This window comes from uncultured Amnibacterium sp., from assembly GCF_964244015.1.
In the GTDB taxonomy this organism is placed as follows: Bacteria; Actinomycetota; Actinomycetes; order Actinomycetales; family Microbacteriaceae; genus Amnibacterium.
Genome location: NZ_CAXTHO010000036.1, coordinates 4,324 through 21,649, shown reverse-complemented (window position 1 = coordinate 21,649; position 17,326 = coordinate 4,324). Strand labels below are relative to the sequence as shown.

General features: G+C 72.8%; 14 protein-coding genes. 10 read left to right on the top strand and 4 right to left on the bottom strand.

Annotation, left to right across the window (positions count from 1 at the left end):
• Nucleotides 1-123: 123 nt before the first annotated feature.
• Complete coding sequence (locus tag ACFE67_RS06180; protein ID WP_375405997.1) at nucleotides 124-1,161, bottom strand: App1 family protein; 1,038 nt, start codon at nucleotides 1,159-1,161, stop codon at nucleotides 124-126.
• Between the two features lie 217 nt (nucleotides 1,162-1,378).
• Between ACFE67_RS06180 and ACFE67_RS06175 the strand changes: the two genes are divergently transcribed.
• The 4 genes from ACFE67_RS06175 to ACFE67_RS06160 are packed head-to-tail and all read left to right on the top strand — an operon-like array spanning nucleotide 1,379 to nucleotide 4,672.
• Entirely contained in the window at nucleotides 1,379-2,281 is a 903-nt protein-coding gene (locus ACFE67_RS06175; protein ID WP_375405996.1) for an ABC transporter ATP-binding protein, read from the top strand.
• Nucleotides 2,281-2,961 carry an ABC transporter permease gene (locus ACFE67_RS06170; RefSeq protein WP_375405995.1) on the top strand — a complete coding sequence of 227 codons (681 nt, stop codon included), beginning with the start codon at nucleotides 2,281-2,283 and terminating at the stop codon, nucleotides 2,959-2,961. Before ACFE67_RS06175 ends, ACFE67_RS06170 begins: the two co-directional genes overlap by 1 nt.
• On the top strand, nucleotides 2,958-3,701 hold the full coding sequence (locus tag ACFE67_RS06165) for an ABC transporter permease (RefSeq protein WP_375405994.1): 744 nt from the start codon (nucleotides 2,958-2,960) through the stop codon (nucleotides 3,699-3,701). Before ACFE67_RS06170 ends, ACFE67_RS06165 begins: the two co-directional genes overlap by 4 nt.
• 29 nt (nucleotides 3,702-3,730) lie before the next feature.
• On the top strand, nucleotides 3,731-4,672 hold the full coding sequence (locus tag ACFE67_RS06160; RefSeq protein ID WP_375405993.1) for an ABC transporter substrate-binding protein: 942 nt from the start codon (nucleotides 3,731-3,733) through the stop codon (nucleotides 4,670-4,672).
• 71 nt (nucleotides 4,673-4,743) lie between these two features.
• On the opposite strand, the gene ACFE67_RS06155 is transcribed toward ACFE67_RS06160, so the two are convergent.
• A complete protein-coding gene (locus tag ACFE67_RS06155; RefSeq protein WP_375405992.1) occupies nucleotides 4,744-5,331 on the bottom strand; it encodes a DedA family protein in 588 nt (195 codons plus the stop codon).
• Between the two features lie 171 nt (nucleotides 5,332-5,502).
• Here ACFE67_RS06155 and leuS point away from each other — a divergent pair, with 171 nt between their 5' ends.
• The 5 genes from leuS (at nucleotide 5,503) to ACFE67_RS06130 (ending at nucleotide 13,955) form a co-directional block, all read left to right on the top strand.
• The gene (gene leuS, locus ACFE67_RS06150; RefSeq protein ID WP_375405991.1) at nucleotides 5,503-8,043 is read left to right on the top strand and encodes a leucine--tRNA ligase; all 2,541 of its coding nucleotides are present in this window, start codon (nucleotides 5,503-5,505) and stop codon (nucleotides 8,041-8,043) included.
• A gap of 84 nt (nucleotides 8,044-8,127) precedes the next feature.
• Nucleotides 8,128-8,724 carry a helix-hairpin-helix domain-containing protein gene (locus ACFE67_RS06145; protein WP_375405990.1) on the top strand — a complete coding sequence of 199 codons (597 nt, stop codon included), beginning with the start codon at nucleotides 8,128-8,130 and terminating at the stop codon, nucleotides 8,722-8,724.
• Nucleotides 8,721-11,036: a ComEC/Rec2 family competence protein gene (locus tag ACFE67_RS06140; RefSeq protein ID WP_375405989.1), complete on the top strand. Its 2,316-nt coding sequence runs from the start codon at nucleotides 8,721-8,723 to the stop codon at nucleotides 11,034-11,036. The genes ACFE67_RS06145 and ACFE67_RS06140 overlap by 4 nt, the downstream gene beginning before the upstream one ends.
• 10 nt (nucleotides 11,037-11,046) lie before the next feature.
• Complete coding sequence (gene holA, locus ACFE67_RS06135; protein ID WP_375405988.1) at nucleotides 11,047-12,066, top strand: DNA polymerase III subunit delta; 1,020 nt, start codon at nucleotides 11,047-11,049, stop codon at nucleotides 12,064-12,066.
• Nucleotides 12,067-12,107: 41 nt separating this feature from the next.
• Nucleotides 12,108-13,955, top strand: coding sequence for a helicase HerA-like domain-containing protein (locus ACFE67_RS06130; RefSeq protein ID WP_375405987.1), 1,848 nt, complete (start codon nucleotides 12,108-12,110; stop codon nucleotides 13,953-13,955).
• Nucleotides 13,956-14,176: 221 nt separating this feature from the next.
• Here the strand turns inward: ACFE67_RS06130 and rpsT are convergent, their stop codons facing one another.
• Complete coding sequence (rpsT, locus tag ACFE67_RS06125) at nucleotides 14,177-14,437, bottom strand: 30S ribosomal protein S20 (RefSeq protein WP_375405986.1); 261 nt, start codon at nucleotides 14,435-14,437, stop codon at nucleotides 14,177-14,179.
• Between the two features lie 147 nt (nucleotides 14,438-14,584).
• Here rpsT and ACFE67_RS06120 point away from each other — a divergent pair, with 147 nt between their 5' ends.
• Nucleotides 14,585-15,721 carry a pyridoxal phosphate-dependent aminotransferase gene (locus tag ACFE67_RS06120; protein ID WP_375405985.1) on the top strand — a complete coding sequence of 379 codons (1,137 nt, stop codon included), beginning with the start codon at nucleotides 14,585-14,587 and terminating at the stop codon, nucleotides 15,719-15,721.
• A gap of 4 nt (nucleotides 15,722-15,725) precedes the next feature.
• Here ACFE67_RS06120 and ACFE67_RS06115 read toward each other — a convergent pair.
• Nucleotides 15,726-17,326 (bottom strand): helicase-related protein (locus ACFE67_RS06115; protein ID WP_375405984.1); only part of this gene is annotated, 1,601 nt, incomplete at its 5' end.

Here is a 17,326-nt window from a genome sequence, read left to right as displayed (position 1 = left end):
CGGTGCAGTGCTGGAGGATCGTCCAGCCGATCCTCGACGCCTGGCAGCGCGGCGACGTGCCGCTGGAGGAGTACGCGGCCGGCAGCAGCGGCCCCGAATCCTGGGGCTGATCAGCCGTTCGCTTCAGGACGTCGCTGCCGGCCGCGGGAGCGCAGCGGTGGTGGGCCCCTCCAGCAGGCCCAGCTGCTGCAGGGACTTCGCGAACCCTCCGCCGTCGGGCGCGTAGGCCCAGTCCGCCGCGGTGGTCTCCTCGCGGGCGCTCTCCCGCGAGCGGCTGCCGGCCAGCACGGCCTCGCTGTTCGACAGCTGCCGGATGCAGATCGCGGCGACGTTCTGCGGGTGCGCCTTCGCGAACCCGCTGTAGGTCTCCTCATCGTGCTGGCCGTCGTCGCCGAGCAGCAGCCACCGCATGTCGGGGAACTCGCTCGCGAGGCGGTCGAGCTCCTCGATCTTGTGCGCCCGCCCCGAACGGAAGACCCGATCCGGCTCCGGGCCCCAGTCGGTCAGCAGGAGGGGACCCGGCGGGTAGAGGTTGCGGCTGAGGAACCGCTGCAGCGTCGGGGCCACGTTCCACGCGCCGGTCGACAGGTAGAGGAACGGCGCAGCGGGGTGCTCGCGATGGATGCGGTCGTACAGGACGGCCATGCCGGGCGTCGGGGTGCGGGCGTGCTCGTTGATCACGAAGGTGTTCCAGGCGGCCAGCAGCGGCCGGGGGAGCGCCGTCACCATCACCGTGTCGTCGATGTCGGACACGACGCCGAACGGCACTGCCGGGTCGAGCACGAACACCGGTGCCGTCACCGCGGGTGAGACGGCGCCGTCCCCCTCGTGCTGCAGCGTGATGCGGTGCCAGCCGGGGGTCAGCTCCACGGCGACGCGCACATCGATCACGCCGCCGCGGTCGGCGACCACGTGGTGGACGGTGCCGCCCACCTCCACCCGTACCGGCGCGCCGTCCACCGGCACGCCCGCGAAGCTGCGCCAGCCGCGGTAGGACTCCTGCGGCGACTCGGACGGCAGCTGCCTCGTGATCAGGACCCGGCCGAGCACGCGGACCCAGGCGGTCGAGCCGTAGCCGGTGTACGGCACGACGATCGGGACGCGACCGCGGCGCCTCGCGCGGTGCTCGCGGAACACGCGGAGCGCGTCGTCGATCTGCATCGCGCGGCCGACGGCCTGCTCGACCGCGGGCGAGGGCTCGCGCCGCCGGAAGGGAGGTCGCACACGGGCCACCGGCGCAGTCTGGCAGACCCGTCCGGAGGATCGCGGGGCGTCATGCGGGGCGTAATAAAGCTGTGGGATCGCATGGTGCGCGCTTCGATGTCGGAGCCCGTTCGTAGTGTTGTGCCGCTTCACAGCCCGAAGGAGAGGACGCAGGGTGAGCATCGAGTTCCGCCACGTGCGCAAGACCTATCCCGACGGCACGACGGCGGTGGAGGACTTCTCCATCACCATCCCGTCCCACTCGACGACCGTGTTCGTCGGCTCCTCCGGCTGCGGCAAGACGACGCTGCTGCGGATGATCAACAGGATGGTCGACCCCACGGAGGGGCAGATCGTCGTGGACGACGAGGACGTCTCGGGCGTCGAACCGGTCGCCCTCCGGCGCCGGATCGGGTACGTCATGCAGAACTCCGGCCTGCTGCCCCATCGAACGGTCGTCGACAACGTCGCGACCGTGCCGGTGCTCACGGGGACCGCCAAGGCGAAGGCACGGGAGGAGGCGCTCGGCCTGCTCGACCGCGTCGGTCTCGACCGCTCGCTCGCGAACCGGTATCCCGGTCAGCTCTCCGGCGGCCAGCAGCAGCGCGTCGGCGTCGCGCGCGCGCTCGCCGCCGACCCGAACGTGCTGCTGATGGACGAGCCGTTCGGTGCCGTCGACCCGATCGTGCGCGACGAGCTGCAGCAGGAGCTGCTCCGTCTGCAGCGCGAGCTCGGCAAGACCATCGTCTTCGTGACCCACGACATCGACGAGGCGTTCCTGCTCGGCACCCAGGTCGTCATCCTGAAGCGCGGCGGCATCGTGGCGCAGATCGGTTCGCCGGGCGACATCCTCGCGAACCCGGCCGACGACTTCGTCGCCGACTTCGTCGGCGCCAAGCGCGGCAAGCGTCGCTTGACCGCCGAGGAGCGGGGCACGGGCGACGACGTGCTGCTCGTCGACGCCGCCGGCTACCCGGCCGGCTTGATCTCCGCTCCGGGCGGTCGGCTGGCGCTCTCCGGCACGGGTCCGCTCTCGCGCAGCGTGTCGAACAAGACGGATCAGGCGGGCGACGCCTGATGAGCTGGATCGGAGCACACCTCGGGTACCTGTGGGGCCTCGTCCTGGCCCACGCGGCGCTCGCCGTGCCTCCGATCCTCCTCGGATTCCTCGTCTCGGTACCGCTCGGATACTGGGCGAGCCGGTCGGCGTCGGCGCGGAGCGTGCTGCTGACGGTCGGCAACATCCTCTACACGATCCCCGCGCTGGCGCTGATCCTGCTCGTGCCGGTGCTGCTCGGCTTCGCGCTCCTCGATCCGAAGAACGTGCTCGTCACGCTCACGCTCTACGCCTTCGCGATCATGGTGCGCACCGCTGCCGATGCGTTCGCCGCGGTCCCGGCCGGAGTCCGCCAGTCCGCGGAGGGGCAGGGCTACTCCGCGGTCCAGCGGTTCTGGCGGGTGGAGCTGCCGCTGGCGGGACCGGTGCTGCTCGCCGGTGTCCGCGTCGTGTCGGTCAGCACCGTCAGCCTCGCGACCGTCGGTTCCCTCGCGGGCATCAGCAGCATCGGAGACCTGTTCACCGACGGCTACATCCGTGACTTCCCGCTCGAGATCGGCGTCGGCATCGTGCTGGTGCTGCTGCTCGCCGCGATATTCGACCTGCTGCTGAACGCGATCGGCACGCTGCTGATGCCGTGGAGCCGCTCCACCGCCCGCCGTGCCGTCGGCCGCCCGGCGAGACGGGAGCAGACCGCATGAACCTGCTCATCCAGGGCATCGCCTGGCTGTTCGACGGCGCGAACTGGCCGGACACCGCGATACCGGGGCTCGGCTCGCAGCTGGCCGGCCAGCTCGGCATCACGGGCGCCTCCGTCGTCCTGGCCGCCGTCGTCGCGATCCCGCTGGGCGTCCGGATCGGGCACACCGGCCGCGGCCGGCTGGCCGCGATCCTCGCCAGCAACGCCGCGCGGGCGCTGCCGACGCTCGGGCTGTTCTCGGCCGTGGTGCTGCTGCTCACCCTCGAGCCCGACTGGCTGTCGCCGGTCATCCCGCTCGCGCTGCTCGGCATCCCTCCGCTGCTCGCCGGTGTCTATGCGGGCATCGAATCCGTGGATCGGCAGACCGTCGACGCCGCGAGGGCTATGGGCATGACCGAGTGGCAGATCATCACCCGGGTCGAGCTGCCGCTCGGCGCACCGCTCGTGATCGGCGGGCTCCGGGCCACCGTGCTGCAGGTCGTCGCGACCGCCACCCTCGCCTCGTTCTACGGCTTCACGACCATCGGCAACACCGTGCTGCTCGGCCCGTCGAGCAACCTCTACGTCCCGATGATCGGCGGGTCGCTGCTCGTCACCGCCCTCGCGCTCGCGCTCGACGGCGTCTTCGCCCTGCTCCAACGACTCAGCGCGCCGCGTGGGGTGTCCCGCGGCTCGCGCTCCCGCACCACCACAGCACGCGGTCGGCCCGTCACGACGACGCCGACCGGGACACCCGTCTGATGAAAGGGAATGTCACCACCATGAAGAGCATGACCATGAAGAGCACGAGCCGGCGCGTCGCGCTGCTCGGTGCGCTCGCCGTCGCCACGACCGTCTCGCTGGCGGCCTGCTCCAACAGCGACTCGCTCGCCGGCAACTCCGCGGCGCCGAGCTCGAGCGGCAGCGCGGCGTCCAAGAGCCTCGTCGTCGCCACCACGCCGTACGCCGAGACGCAGGTGCTCGCGCAGATCTACGGGCAGGTGCTCGCCGCGAAGGGTTACACGATCAGCTACAAGCAGCCGGGCCAGCGCGCGACGCTGTACCCGGCCCTGAAGGGCGGCGAGGTGAACCTCACCCCCGAGTACGTCGGCTCCCTCGCCAACTTCCTCGGGAACAAGGACGCCCTCACCGACGTCGAGTCGGCCAAGACCAAGCTCGACGCGCTGCTGAAGGCGGACGGTCTCACGGCCCTCGACCCGGCCGAGGCCGCGGACTCCGACGCGCTCGTGGTCACGAAGGCGTTCTCCGAGAAGTACGGCGTCACCACCTACGGCGACCTCGCGAAGGCGGGAACGGTGACGCTCGCCGCCAACACGGAGTTCAGCACCCGGCCCGACGGCCTCAAGGCGCTGAAGTCGGTCTACGGCCTGACGAACATCAAGTTCAAGGCCATCAACGACGGCGGCGGCGCGAACACGGTGAAGCAGCTGAAGAACGACGGCGTGCAGGTCGCCGACATCTACACGACGTCGCAGGACTTCACCGACCCCGACTTCGTCGCGCTGAAGGACGACAAGGGCCAGTTCGGTCCGCAGAACATCGTGCCGGTCGTGACGACCTCCAAGGTCGACGGAGCGCTGACGGACGCGGTGAACGCCGTCTCCGCGAAGCTGACGCAGCAGGAGCTCATCGACCTCGACACCAAGGCGTTCGCCGACAAGGCCGACCCGGCCGCCATCGCGAAGGACTGGATCACGGCCCAGGGCCTGTAATCCGGCTTCACTGACAAGAGAGGGCCGCTTCCCGACTCGGGAAGCGGCCCTTTCTGGTCGATGAACCCGGGTCAGGGGCGGGCGATGCGGTGGAGGAGCTTCTTGCCGAGCCAGGCGGCCAGGAAGAACACGACCACGCCGCCGAGCACGAGCCAGCCGGCGAAGTGCACCTCCCGCGCCAGCGCAACGTAGCTCGAACCGGCGGCCTGCCCCACGGACACGTACAGGGCCGCCCATGCGACGCAGGCGGGCGCGGTCCAGGCCAGGAACCGCCGGTACGGGTACCGGCTCGCGCCGACCGTCACGGGGACCAGGGCGTGCATCACCGGCAGGAACCGGCTGAGCAGGATCGCCACCCCGCCGCGCCGGTCGAGCCAGCGCTCCGCGCGCAGCACGTGCCGCTCCCCGAGCCGCCGCCCGAGCCGGCTGCTCCGGAGCCGCGGACCGAAGACCCGGCCGATCACGAAGCCGAGGGACTCGCCGGCGAGCGATCCGGCGACGACGGCGAGCAGCAGCAGCAGCCACTCGAGCGCTCCGCGCCCGGCGGTGGCCGTGAACAGCACGACGGTGTCGCCCGGGATCAGCAGGCCGACGAACAGGCTGGTCTCGCAGAACATCCCGACGAAGGCCACGACGTACCGCCAGGCGCCGAGGCCCACCAGACCCTCCAGCAGCGCGGTCAGCCAGGCGTCCAGAAGGCACTCCTTCGTCGTCGCCGGCCAGCGTACGGCGTGGACGCGGGCGGGCCGGCACCGCCCCTACAGTTGAAAGCCGTTCCACGCCCGAAATCTGCCTGAAACACCGCACCTGCCTGAACACTGAGGACTCCGATGCCCGAGCCGACGCCCGACGAGCTGCCGACGCCCGCGCAGCTGCAGGACAAGTGGCTGCCGATCTGGCGGGAGGGCGACTTCTACCGGACGGACGACCCGGCCGACAAGCGGCCCCGCAAGTACATCCTCGACATGTTCCCGTACCCCTCCGGCGACCTGCACATGGGGCACGCGGAGGCGTTCGCCTTCGGCGACATCACCGCGCGCTACTGGCGCCAGCGCGGCTTCAACGTGCTGCACCCGATCGGCTGGGACTCGTTCGGGCTGCCCGCGGAGAACGCGGCGATCAAGCGGGGCTCCGACCCGCGCGAGTGGACGTACGCGAACATCGCGCAGCAGAAGGCGTCGTTCGAGCGGTACGGGGTGAGCTTCGACTGGAGTCGCGAGCTGCACACCTCCGACCCCGAGTACTACAGGTGGAACCAGTGGCTGTTCCTCCAGCTGTACAAGAAGGGGCTGGCGTACCGGAAGGACAGCTGGGTCAACTGGGACCCGGTGGACCAGACGGTGCTGGCGAACGAGCAGGTGCTGCCCGACGGCACGAGTGAGCGATCCGGCGCCCTGGTCGAGAAGAAGAAGCTGACCCAGTGGTACTTCCGGATCACGGAGTACGCGGACCGGCTGCTCGACGACCTGAAGCAGCTCGAGGGCACCTGGCCGTCGAAGGTCATCGCGATGCAGCGCAACTGGATCGGGCGCAGCAACGGCGCCGAGGTGGATTTCCGGGTCGAGGGGCGTGCGGAGCCCATCACGGTCTTCACGACCCGGCCCGACACGATCCACGGCGCGACGTACATGGTCGTCGCGCCGGACGCCGACCTCGCCGCCGAGCTGGTCGCGGGCGCCGCCGCGGAGATCGCCGAGCCGTTCGCCGACTACCTCGCGCGCGCGCAGTCGACGACGGAGGTCGAGCGCCAAAGCACGGACCGGGTCAAGACCGGCGTGTTCCTGGGCCGGTACGCGATCAACCCGGTGAACGGGGAGCGGCTGCCGATCTGGGCGGCGGACTACGTGCTGGCCGACTACGGCACCGGCGCGGTCATGGCCGTGCCGGCCCACGACCAGCGCGACCTCGACTTCGCCCGCGCGTTCGACCTGCCGGTCCGCATCGTGGTCGACACGTTCCAGCCGGTGACGGGCACGATCCCGGTCATCCCGCCCGGGGGCGAGCTGCCCGACATCGAGTCCGTCGATCCGGCGGTCACCGGACTCGCGCTGGTCGGCGAGGGGCGGATGGTGAACTCCGGCAGCCTGAACGGGCTGTCGAAGGCCAGGGCCATCGAGCGGGTCGTGAAGGAGCTGGAGGCGGCCGGGGCCGGCCGTGCGGCGAAGAGCTACCGGCTGCGCGACTGGCTGATCTCGCGGCAGCGATTCTGGGGCACGCCGATCCCGATCATCCACGCCGCGGACGGCACCGAGATCCCGGTGCCGGAGGAGGACCTGCCGGTGCGGCTCCCCGACGGCGAGGGACTCGACCTGCGGCCGAAGGGCACGTCACCGCTCGGTGCTGCCACCGACTGGGTGAACGTGCCGAGCCCGGTCGACGGCAGCCCGGCGCGGCGCGACGCCGACACGATGGACACCTTCGTCGACAGCTCCTGGTACTTCCTCCGGTTCCTGTCCGCGAACGACGACACCCGCGCCTTCGATCCGGCCGAGGCGGACAAGTGGGCGCCGGTCGACCAGTACGTCGGCGGCGTGGAGCACGCGATCCTCCACCTGCTGTACGCCCGGTTCATCACGAAGGTGCTGTTCGACCTGGGCTACGTGCGCTTCACCGAGCCGTTCAGCGCGCTGCTGAACCAGGGGATGGTGCTCTCCGGCGGCGCGAAGATGTCGAAGAGCAAGGGCGGCGTCAGCCTGTCCGACGAGCTGGAGCGCTTCGGGGTCGACGCGATCCGCCTGACGATGGCGTTCGCGGGACCGCCCGAGGACACCATCGACTGGGAGGACGTCCGACCCGGGGGGCAGGTCAAGTTCCTGAACCGTGCGCTGCGGCTGGCGATCGACGTCACCAGCTCGCCCGACGTGGTGTGGGCCAGCGGGGACGAGGCGCTGCGGCGGCAGACCCACCGCTTCCTGGCCGACGTGCCCGGGCTGGCGGAGACGTTCAAGTTCAACGTGATGATCGCCAGGATCATGGAGCTCGTCAATGTGACCCGCAAGGCGATCGACAGCGGTGCGGGCGCCGGTGACGGCGCGGTGCGCGAGTCGGTCGAGACGATCGCGGTGGCGCTCAGCCTCTTCGCCCCGTTCACGGCGGAGGAGATGTGGGAGCGGCTCGGCTACCGGCCTCCCGTCGCGCTGCAGGGCTTCCGCAAGCCGGACCCGACGCTGCTCATCGAGGAGTCGGTGACCGCGATCGTGCAGGTCGACGGGAAGGTGCGCGCGAAGCTCGAGGTGTCGCCGAAGATCACCGCGGAGGACCTCGAGCGGCTCGCGACGTCGTCCGATCTCGTCACGAGGTCGGTCGGCGGGAAGCGCATCGCCAGGATCGTCGTCCGGGCGCCGAAGGTCGTGAGCATCGCCACCGAGTGACGATCCGCTCCTCCACAGGGGCTGATCCCGCGATCGGCCCCTGACGGGTCGGTCCGCGGTCCGCCGTCGACCTACCGTCGCCGCGTGGATGCACTCCGGGCCAGGTTCGCGGCCGCCGCGGGCGGGCGTCCGATCCCGCTCGTGGTCGCTGCGGTCGCGATCGTCGCCGTGCTGATCGCGGCGGTGCTCGTCGCCGCGGGACAGGCGTCCGGCAGCACCGCCGATCGGCCCGAGGTCCGACTCGCGCCGAGCACCGTCGCACCGACACCGCTGCTCGTCCACGTCGCGGGCGCCGTCCGGCATCCCGGCCTCGTCGCGCTGCCGGCCGGGGCCCGGGTGATCGACGCGGTCACGGCGGCGGGCGGGCCGACCGGGTCCGCCGATCAGGGTGTGATCAACCTCGCGGCCCGGGTGACCGACGGTCAGCAGGTGGTCGTCCCGAAGCGCGGCGCCGCCGCGGCCGGGGCCGCGGCGGCGCCGGCGGCGTCCGCACCCGTCAGCCTCAGCACCGCGACCGCTGAGCAGCTCGAGACGCTGCCGCGGATCGGGCCGGCGCTGGCCGCCCGGATCCTGGCGTACCGGGATGCGCACGGCGGGTTCTCCTCCGTCGACGAGCTCGGGGAGGTGGGCGGTATCGGCCCGAAGACGCTCGCCGGGCTGAAGGACCTCGTGACCCCGTGAGCGGGCGCCTGGTCCGCTCCGGCCTGCTGCTGCCGGCGGGGGCGGTGTGGGTGGTCGCGCTCGTCGGGACGGCGCTGCCGGTCGCCGCGACGCCCGCGGCCGTCGCCGCGCTGCTCGGCGCCGTGGCGCTCTGCGTCGTCGCCGTCCGGAGGCGGACGCGCGGGGCGATCCTGCTGGTGGCCGGCGCGATCGCGTGCGCAGCCGTGCTGCTCGCCGTCGCGGCCGGCGACGCACGACGCCATCCACCGGTCCTCCCGATGGGACGACCCGTCGTGGTCGAGCTCCGGGTGGATCAGATCGGTGCGGCCGACGGGAACGATGCATCCGGTGCGCTGGCGTCGCGGTCCATGCTGCGGGGGACCGTCGTCCGGGTCGCGGGGGAGGCCGTCGAGGTGCCCGTGCTCGTGTTCGCGGACGGCCGCTCCGGTGCCGTCCCCGGTGGCGTGGTCCGCGCCAGGGTGGTCCTGCACGCGACGGCGCCGACCGACTCCGCCGCCGCGATCGGATCAGTGCGCGGGCGCGCGGTCGTCGTGCGCCCGCCGCCGCCCGCGCAGGTGATCGCCGCCGGGCTCCGGACCGGTCTGCTGGAGCGGACCGCGCGCCTGCCCGGCGACGGCGCCGCGCTGCTGCCCGGGCTCGCCGTCGGCGACACCAGCCGGGTCGGCGCCGACCTGCAGCAGGCGATGCGGGACGCGTCACTGACCCACCTCACCGCGGTGTCGGGCGCGAACTGCGCCGTCGTCACCGTCGCGGTGTTCGGTCTCTGCGGACTGCTGCGGCTGCCGCGAGCGGTCAGGATCGTGCTCGCGGGCGCCGCGCTCGCCGGGTTCGTCGTGCTCGTCACGCCGCAGCCGTCCGTCGTGAGGGCAGCGGCGATGGCCGCCGTCGCGCTGCTGTGCGACCTCCGCGGCGGGCGGGCGGCCGGGGTGCCCGCGCTCGCCGTCGCCGTGCTGACGCTCCTCGTGATCGACCCGTGGTTCGCGTGGAGCGCCGGGTTCGTGCTCAGTGCCGCCGCGACGGCCGGGCTCCTGCTGCTCGCCGGACCGCTCGCGGATCGCCTCGCTCGCGTGCTGCCGCGCCGGCTCGCGCTCGTGATCGCCGTGCCCGTCGCCGCGCAGGCGGCATGCCAGCCGATCCTCGTGCTCCTCCAGCCGGGAATCCCGGTGTTCGGTGTGGTCGCGAACCTGCTCGCCGAGCCCGCCGCGCCGCTCGTCACCGTGCTCGGCCTGCTCGCCTGCCTGCTGGGGCCGGTCGCACCGCCGCTCGCGTCGGTGGCGGCCGTGCTCGCGTGGGTCCCCGCCGCCTGGATCGGGCTGGTGGCCCGCACGACCGCGCGCCTCCCGCAGCTGGGTTGGCCCGCCGGTGTCGCCGGGGCGGCCCTGGCGGCAGTGATCGTGGTCGCCGGCGTGCTGATGCTGGCCCGGGCCGCTCCGCGCCCCGCCCGGGTGGCCGGCGCGGTCGCCTCCGTGGTCGCGGTCGCCGTGATCCTGGGCGCGGTCGCCGGCGGAGCGGTCGGCCGGTTCGCCGGCACCCCGGGGGACTGGGCCTTCGCGGCGTGCGACGTCGGTCAGGGCGACGGTCTCGTGCTGAACGGCGGAGGCGGTCGGTACGCCGTCGTCGACACCGGCAGGGAGGACGCCCCGATCGCGGCGTGCCTCGCCCGGCTCGGCATCGGCAGGATCGATCTGCTCGTGCTCACGCACTGGGACGCCGACCACGTCGGAGCGGCCCGATCGCTCGCGGGACGGGTCGCGACCGCATTCGTCGGCCCCAGCGACGGCCCGGCGGCGGACGCGCTGCGCTCGGCGCTGCATCGCGGCGGGGCGACGGTCCGGCAGGTGCGTCGCGGCGAGGTCGCGCAGGTCGGTCGACTTCGGATCGACGTGCTGTGGCCGCCGGATCCGCTCGGCGCGGTCGAGCCGGGCAACGCGGCGAGCCTCACGCTGCACGTCACCGGAGGCGACGCGTCCCTCCTCCTCACGGGCGATCTCGGCGAGGAGGCGCAGGACGCGCTGCTCGCGGCCGGCCCGCTGCCGCAGGTCGACGTCGTGAAGGTCGCGCACCACGGCTCCGCCGACCAGAGCCCCGCGTTCTACGCCGCGGCGCGGGCGGCGTTCGGGGTGGTCTCCGTGGGAGTCGACAACGACTACGGCCATCCGACGCGACGCCTGCTCCGCATCCTGCGGGCGACCGGGACGCAGGCGGTGCGGACGGACCAGGACGGCCTCGTGCTCGTGTCCTGGCGCGCGCGCCGGGTGCTGGTCTGGACCGAGCGTCCCGTGACCGCGGCCGTGTGGGTACCGGCGAAGTAGGTTCGTGGGTATGGCAGCACGGGCCGCGACGCCGAAGGCCGCGAAGATCCCGCAGGTGCCGTGGGACGCCGCGCGTCCCGCGCCCGTCGTGCTGGTGTCGGGGCCGGAGGACCTGCTCGCCGACCGCGCCGTGCGCCGGATCCGCGAGACCCTGACGGCATCGGACCCGAGCGTCGAGGTCACCGACCTGGACGCGTCGGCCGCCGTCACGGGTGACCTGACGACGCTCGCCAGCCCGTCGCTGTTCGGCGAGCCGCGGCTGATCAGGGTGACCGCGGTCGAGCGGCTGTCGGAGGCGTTCCTGCTCGAGGCCCTGCGATACCTGGAGGCGCCGGCTGACGGCGCGACCCTGGTCCTCCGGCACGGCGGCGGGGTGCGCGGCAAGAAGCTGCTCGACGCGATCCGCGGCGGCGCGGGCGACGGCATCGAGATCCCGTGCGCCGAGGTGAAGCGCGACGGCGACCGGTCGTCGTTCGCGTCCGCCGAGTTCCGTGCGGCGGGCAGGCGGATCAGCCCCGGCGGCCTGCGCGTGCTGGTGTCCGCGTTCCAGGGCGACCTCGCCGAGCTCGCGAGCGCCTGCCAGCAGCTGCTCGCCGACACCGCCGGCGACATCGCCGAGAGCACCGTGCAGACCTACTACGCCGGCCGGATGGAGACGGACGCGTTCGCCGTGGCGGACGCGGCGCTCGCCGGCCGGAACGGGGAGGCGCTCGTGCTCCTCCGGCACGCGATCGACAGCGGCGCCGACCCGGTGCCGATCGTCGCGGCGCTCGCCGCGAAGCTGCGCGCGATGGCGAAGGTGCTCGACACCAGGGGTCCCGCCGCGAAGATCGCCTCGGACTACGGCATGGCGCCGTGGCAGGTCGACCGCGCCCGTCGAGACGCGCAGGGCTGGCAGCCGGCGGGCCTCGGCCGAGCGATCGCGTTCACCGCGGAGACCGACGAGCGGATCAAGGGCGGTTCGCGCGATCAGGAGTACGCCGTCGAGCGCCTGGTCACCCTGATCGCATCCCGCGGCGAAGCCGTGTAGTCCCCGAGCGATCGACGACTCGAGAGTGCCAGGATCGCGGCATGAGCGACCCCACCATCGAGCAGGCCCAGGCCGCAGCCGACTCCGCAGCGGCGGAGGCAGAGCGGTTGCAGGCCGAGGCGCAGGCCGCCGTCGAGCGCGCGCAGGCCGCTGCAACGGCGGCGACCGCGGCTGTCGAGGCCGCGAAGGCGCAGGCCGCCGCGCTGCAGGTCGCCGCCGCCCCGGCCCCGCCGGCGCCCGCGCCCGCCTCCGGACCGCTGACGGCCGCGCAGATCGACGCCGTCACGCGCGGATACGCCTTCGAGGGCGCAGCGCTCGAGCTCGGTGCGCTGGTGAACGGCGGGCCGCTGCCGGACGTGCAGGTGCGGGTGCCGCTCGCGATGCTGAACCGGCACGGCCTCGTCGCCGGTGCGACCGGCACCGGCAAGACCAGGACGCTGCAGGCGCTCGCCGAGCAGCTCTCCGCCAACGGGGTGCCGGTCTTCGCCGCGGACATCAAGGGCGACCTGTCCGGCGTCGCGACCGCCGGTGTCGCGAACCCGAAGCTCGCAGCGCGCACCGCCGCGATCGGCCAGTCGTGGGCGCCGACGTCGTTCCCGACCCAGTTCTTCTCCCTCGGTGGCTCGGGCACCGGCGTGCCGATCCGCGCGACGGTGTCGGGGTTCGGCCCGCTCCTGCTCGCGAAGGTGCTGGGGCTGAACGAGACGCAGGCGTCGAGCCTCTCGTTGGTGTTCCACTACGCGGACGAGCACAAGCTGGCGCTCGCCGAGCTCGAGGACCTCCGCGCGGTGCTGCAGTGGCTGACGGGCGACGAGGGCAAAGCGGACCTGGCGGGCCTCGGCGGCATCTCTGGCGCCACGATCGGCGTGATCCTGCGGGAGCTGGTCGCGTTCGCGGACGCCGGCGCGGAGGGGTTCTTCGGCGAGCCGGAGATCGACACCCGCGAGTTCCTCCGGACCGCCCCGGACGGCCGCGGGATCATCAGCCTGCTGGAGGTGCCGGGTGTCGCGGACAAGCCCGCGCTGTACTCGACGTTCCTGATGTGGCTGCTCGCCGACCTGTTCAACGACCTGCCCGAGGTCGGCGACGTCGACAAGCCGAAGCTCGTGTTCTTCTTCGACGAGGCGCACCTGCTGTTCGCGGACGCGTCGAAGGACTTCCTCGAGCAGGTGACCCGCACGGTCCGCCTGATCCGGTCGAAGGGCGTCGGCATCGTGTTCGTGACCCAGACGCCGAAGGACGTGCCGCGGGAGGTGCTGGGCCAGCTCGGATCCCGCGTGCAGCACCAGCTGCGCGCGTTCACACCGGACGACGCGAAGGCGCTGCGCGCGACCGTGCAGACCTACCCGAAGTCCGGGTACGACCTCGAGGAGGTGCTCACCACCCTCGGCATCGGCGAGGCCGTGGTCACGGTCATGAACGAGAACGGCGCACCGACGCCGGTGGCGTGGACCCGCCTCCGTGCCCCGCAGGCGCTGATGGGCCCGACCCCGGCCGAGGCGATGGACGCGGCCGTCGCGGCGTCACCGCTGCAGGCGAAGTACGGGACCGCGCTCGACCGCGAGACCGCCGCCGAGATCCTCACCGCGAAGATGAACGCCGCCTCGGCCGCCGATCGGGCCGCGAAGGATGCGGCGGCGCAGGCGAAGGCCGCCGCCGCAGCGGAGAAGCTGTCGGCAGCGGAGGCGCGGAAGGACGAGGCCGCTCGCAGGGAGGCGGAGCGCGAGCACGCGGCCGCGCAGCGCGAGGTCCAGCGGCAGGCGGCGGCCCGCGGCAGAGCGATGCAGCAGGGCGTCTCGACGGTGACGAAGCTGCTCGGCAGCAGGCAGACGCAGCAGATCCTCGGCGACGTGCTCGGCGGCATCTTCGGCACCCGCAGACGCCGCTGAGTCGCCTGCTGCGCTCAGCGAAGGCGCCTCCACCGAGCGCATCGACCTTCGTCGTTCAGGAGAAAAGGCGACTCAGCCGGCATTTCTCCTGAACAACGAAGCATGCAGCCCGCACGCCGCGGACGGCCGTAGTTGCGGAGGTGAAACCGTCGCTATCCGAGCGCGCGTTCAGCGCGCCGGTGCGACAGCCTTCGACGCGCTCGCGCGTCGAAGGCAATAAGTCACAGCGACGCGACGGACTTCGCGATCGCGGACTTCTTGTTCGCGGCCTGGTTCCTGTGGATGACGCCCTTGGACACGGCCTTGTCGAGCTTCTTCGACGCGGTGCCGAGGGCGAGGACCGCCTTGTCCTTGTCGCCGGCGGTCACGGCGGTGCGAACGGCGCGGACGTAGGTCCGCAGCTCGCTCTTGACGGCCTTGTTGCGGTCGGTCGCCTTCTTGTTCGTGGCGATGCGCTTGATCTGGCTCTTGATGTTGGCCATGCGGATGCTCCTGCTGTTCGTGCGATGTAGGTCCGGCCCGTTGTGGGCCGCCTCGACGGGTTCGCGCGGAGGGCGCGCAGAGACCCGAAAGCCGTCCGGCAGCCTACCAGGACGACGGCGGCCGCGCGACGACGGTTCAATGACGTGGTGCCGTCCTACACCGCGAACGCGCTGGCCGTCCCCGAGAGCGGGATCCGCCGCATCCATGAGATCGCGCTGACGCTCGACGATGTGGTCGCGCTCGCGGTCGGGGAGCCCGATCTGCCGGTCGCGCCGCACGTGCTCGCGGCCGGGAGCGCTGCGTGGCTGGCCGACGACACCCGCTACACGGCGAACGGCGGGATCCCGGAGCTCCGGGCGGCCATCGCGGCGAAGCTGCGTCGGGTCAACGGCGTGGATGTCGGCGCCGATCAGGTGTGGGTGACGCCGGGGGCGACGGAGGCGCTGTACCTCGCGCTCGGGTTGATCCTCGCGCCGGGCGACGACGTGCTGATCCCGGACCCCGGCTACACCACCTTCACGATGGCGCCGCGGATGCAGTTCGCGAACCCGGTGCCCTACCGGCTCGGGCCGGACCGCGCCTTCCTGCCGGACGTCGCCGACCTGGAGGCGTTGGTCACCTCGCGGACCCGGGCGATCATCGTGAACTCGCCCTCGAACCCCCTCGGCGTCGTGGTCCCGGAGGCGGTCATGCGGGAGCTCGTCGCGTTCGCCGCTCGGCACGACATCTGGATCGTGAGCGACGAGGTCTACGAGGCGTTCACCTACGGCCTGCCGCACATCAGCCCGGCGTCGATCGACGCGACGCGGGTGCTCACCGTGCAGTCGTTCTCGAAGACCTACGCACTGACCGGCGGGCGGGTCGGCTTCCTCGTCACGCCGCCAATGCCCGGGGACGTGCTGCGGAACTTCCAGGAGGCGTTGGTCTCCTGCGTCAACACCCCGGCTCAGCGCGCGGCGCTCGCCGCGCTCGAGGGCCCGCAGGATGCGGTCGTGGCCGCAGCCGCGCACTATCGCGGCAACCTCGCCGCCGCGACGGCGCTGCTGGACGAGCGCGGCATCGCGTACCGCGAGCCGGACGGCGCGTTCTACCTCTGGATCGACGTGTCCTCCGCCTCCGGCGGCGACGTCGCTACGTGGGCGGAGACGTTCCTCATCGAGCGCCGCGTCTCGGTCGCGCCGGGCAGCGCGTTCGGTCGCGCGGGCGAGGGCTGGATCCGCGTCTGCGCCGCCGCGTCGCGCGAGAACCTGCTGGAGGGCCTCCGCCGCCTCCCCGCCCCCTGACCGGTCAGGCTCGGAGCGCGAGGGCGAACGGGAGCACGGCTGCCGCTCCGGCCTCACGGAGGAGGCGGGCGGCGACCGTGAAGGTCCAGCGGCTGTCGGCGGAGTCGTCGACCAGCAGCACCGGGCCGCGGGTCTCGGCGAGCCGCGCCCGCAGGTCGTCGGGCACGCGGAACGCGGTCCACACGCCTGCCAGGCGAGCGAGGCTCGCGCCGCCTCCGCCCGCGGGAGGACCCGCCGTCGTCGACTGGAGCGTCCCGAGCAGGGGAAGCCGTCCGATCCGGGAGAGCGCCTCAGCCGTCGAGCCGACGAGCAGCGGGTGCCCGGAGGAGGGCATCGCGACGACACCCACCGGGCGCTCGGCCCATCCCCACTCGCGCAGCACCTGGACCGCCGCGTCGACGACCCCGCGCGGCACCTCCTGGTCGGGCGTGCTCGGGGCCAGCAGCTGACGCAGCGTGCCGCCCCACCCGAGGTCGGTGAGGCGGGCGATCGCACGGCCCTCCTCGGGTCGCTCGCCGGCCACGATGTTCCCCTTGACCGGGATGCCGCGGGAGTCGGCACCGGTCGGCCACTGCTTGCGCGGCTCGATCGGCACGCCGACGCGATGGAGCGCCGCCCCTGCCGCACCCGCGGAATCACCGGACACCTCCGTCGGGAACCAGACGCCTGCGCAGCTGTCGCAGCGCCCGCACGGGGCGGCCGTCGGGTCGTCGAGGACCCGCTGCAGGAACTGCATCCGGCAGCCCTCCGGACCTGCGGGCAGGGACTCGTAGTCGAGCATGTGCTGCTGCTCGTCGCGGCGCGCGGCGGCGATCCGCTCGTAGCGCTCGGCGTCGTACGTCCACTCCCGCCCGGTCGCGATCCACCCGCCGCGGACCCGTTGGACGGCGCCGTCGACGTCGAGCACCTTCAGCAGCAGCTCGAGCCGGCTGCGCTTGATGTCGACGAGCGCCTCGAGCGCCGGCGTGGAGATCGCTCGCTCGGGCTCCAGCTCGCGCAGCACCGCGTCCGCCCGCTCCTTCGTCGGCATGCTCGTCGTGGCGAAGTAGGACCAGATGGCCTCGTCCTCGGTGCCCGGCAGCAGCAGCACGTCGGCGGACGCCGTGGCCCGCCCGGCGCGGCCGACCTGCTGGTAGTAGGCGACGGGGGAGGAGGGGGCGCCGAGGTGCACGACGAAGCCCAGGTCGGGCTTGTCGAAGCCCATCCCGAGCGCGCTGGTGGCGACCAGGGCTTTCACCCGGTTCTCCTTGAGCGCCTGCTCCGCGGCCTCGCGCTCGGCGTTCTCCGTCCTGCCCGTGTACGCGAGCACGTCGTACCCGGCCTCGCGCAGCAGACGTGCGGTGTCCTCCGCGGCCGACACCGTCAGCGCGTAGACGATCCCCGACCCCTCGAGATCGCGGAGGTGCTCGACGAGCCAGCCGAGCCGGGTCGCCTGATCCCGGGTGCGCAGCACACCGAGGCGGAGGGAAGCGCGCGCGAGGGGCCCGCGGATGGTCAGGACCTCGTCCTCGCGACCGAGCTGCGCCGCGACGTCCGCCACCACGCGGGCATTCGCGGTCGCGGTGGTCGCGAGCACCGGTGTGCGGCCCGCCGTCGCGACCAGCT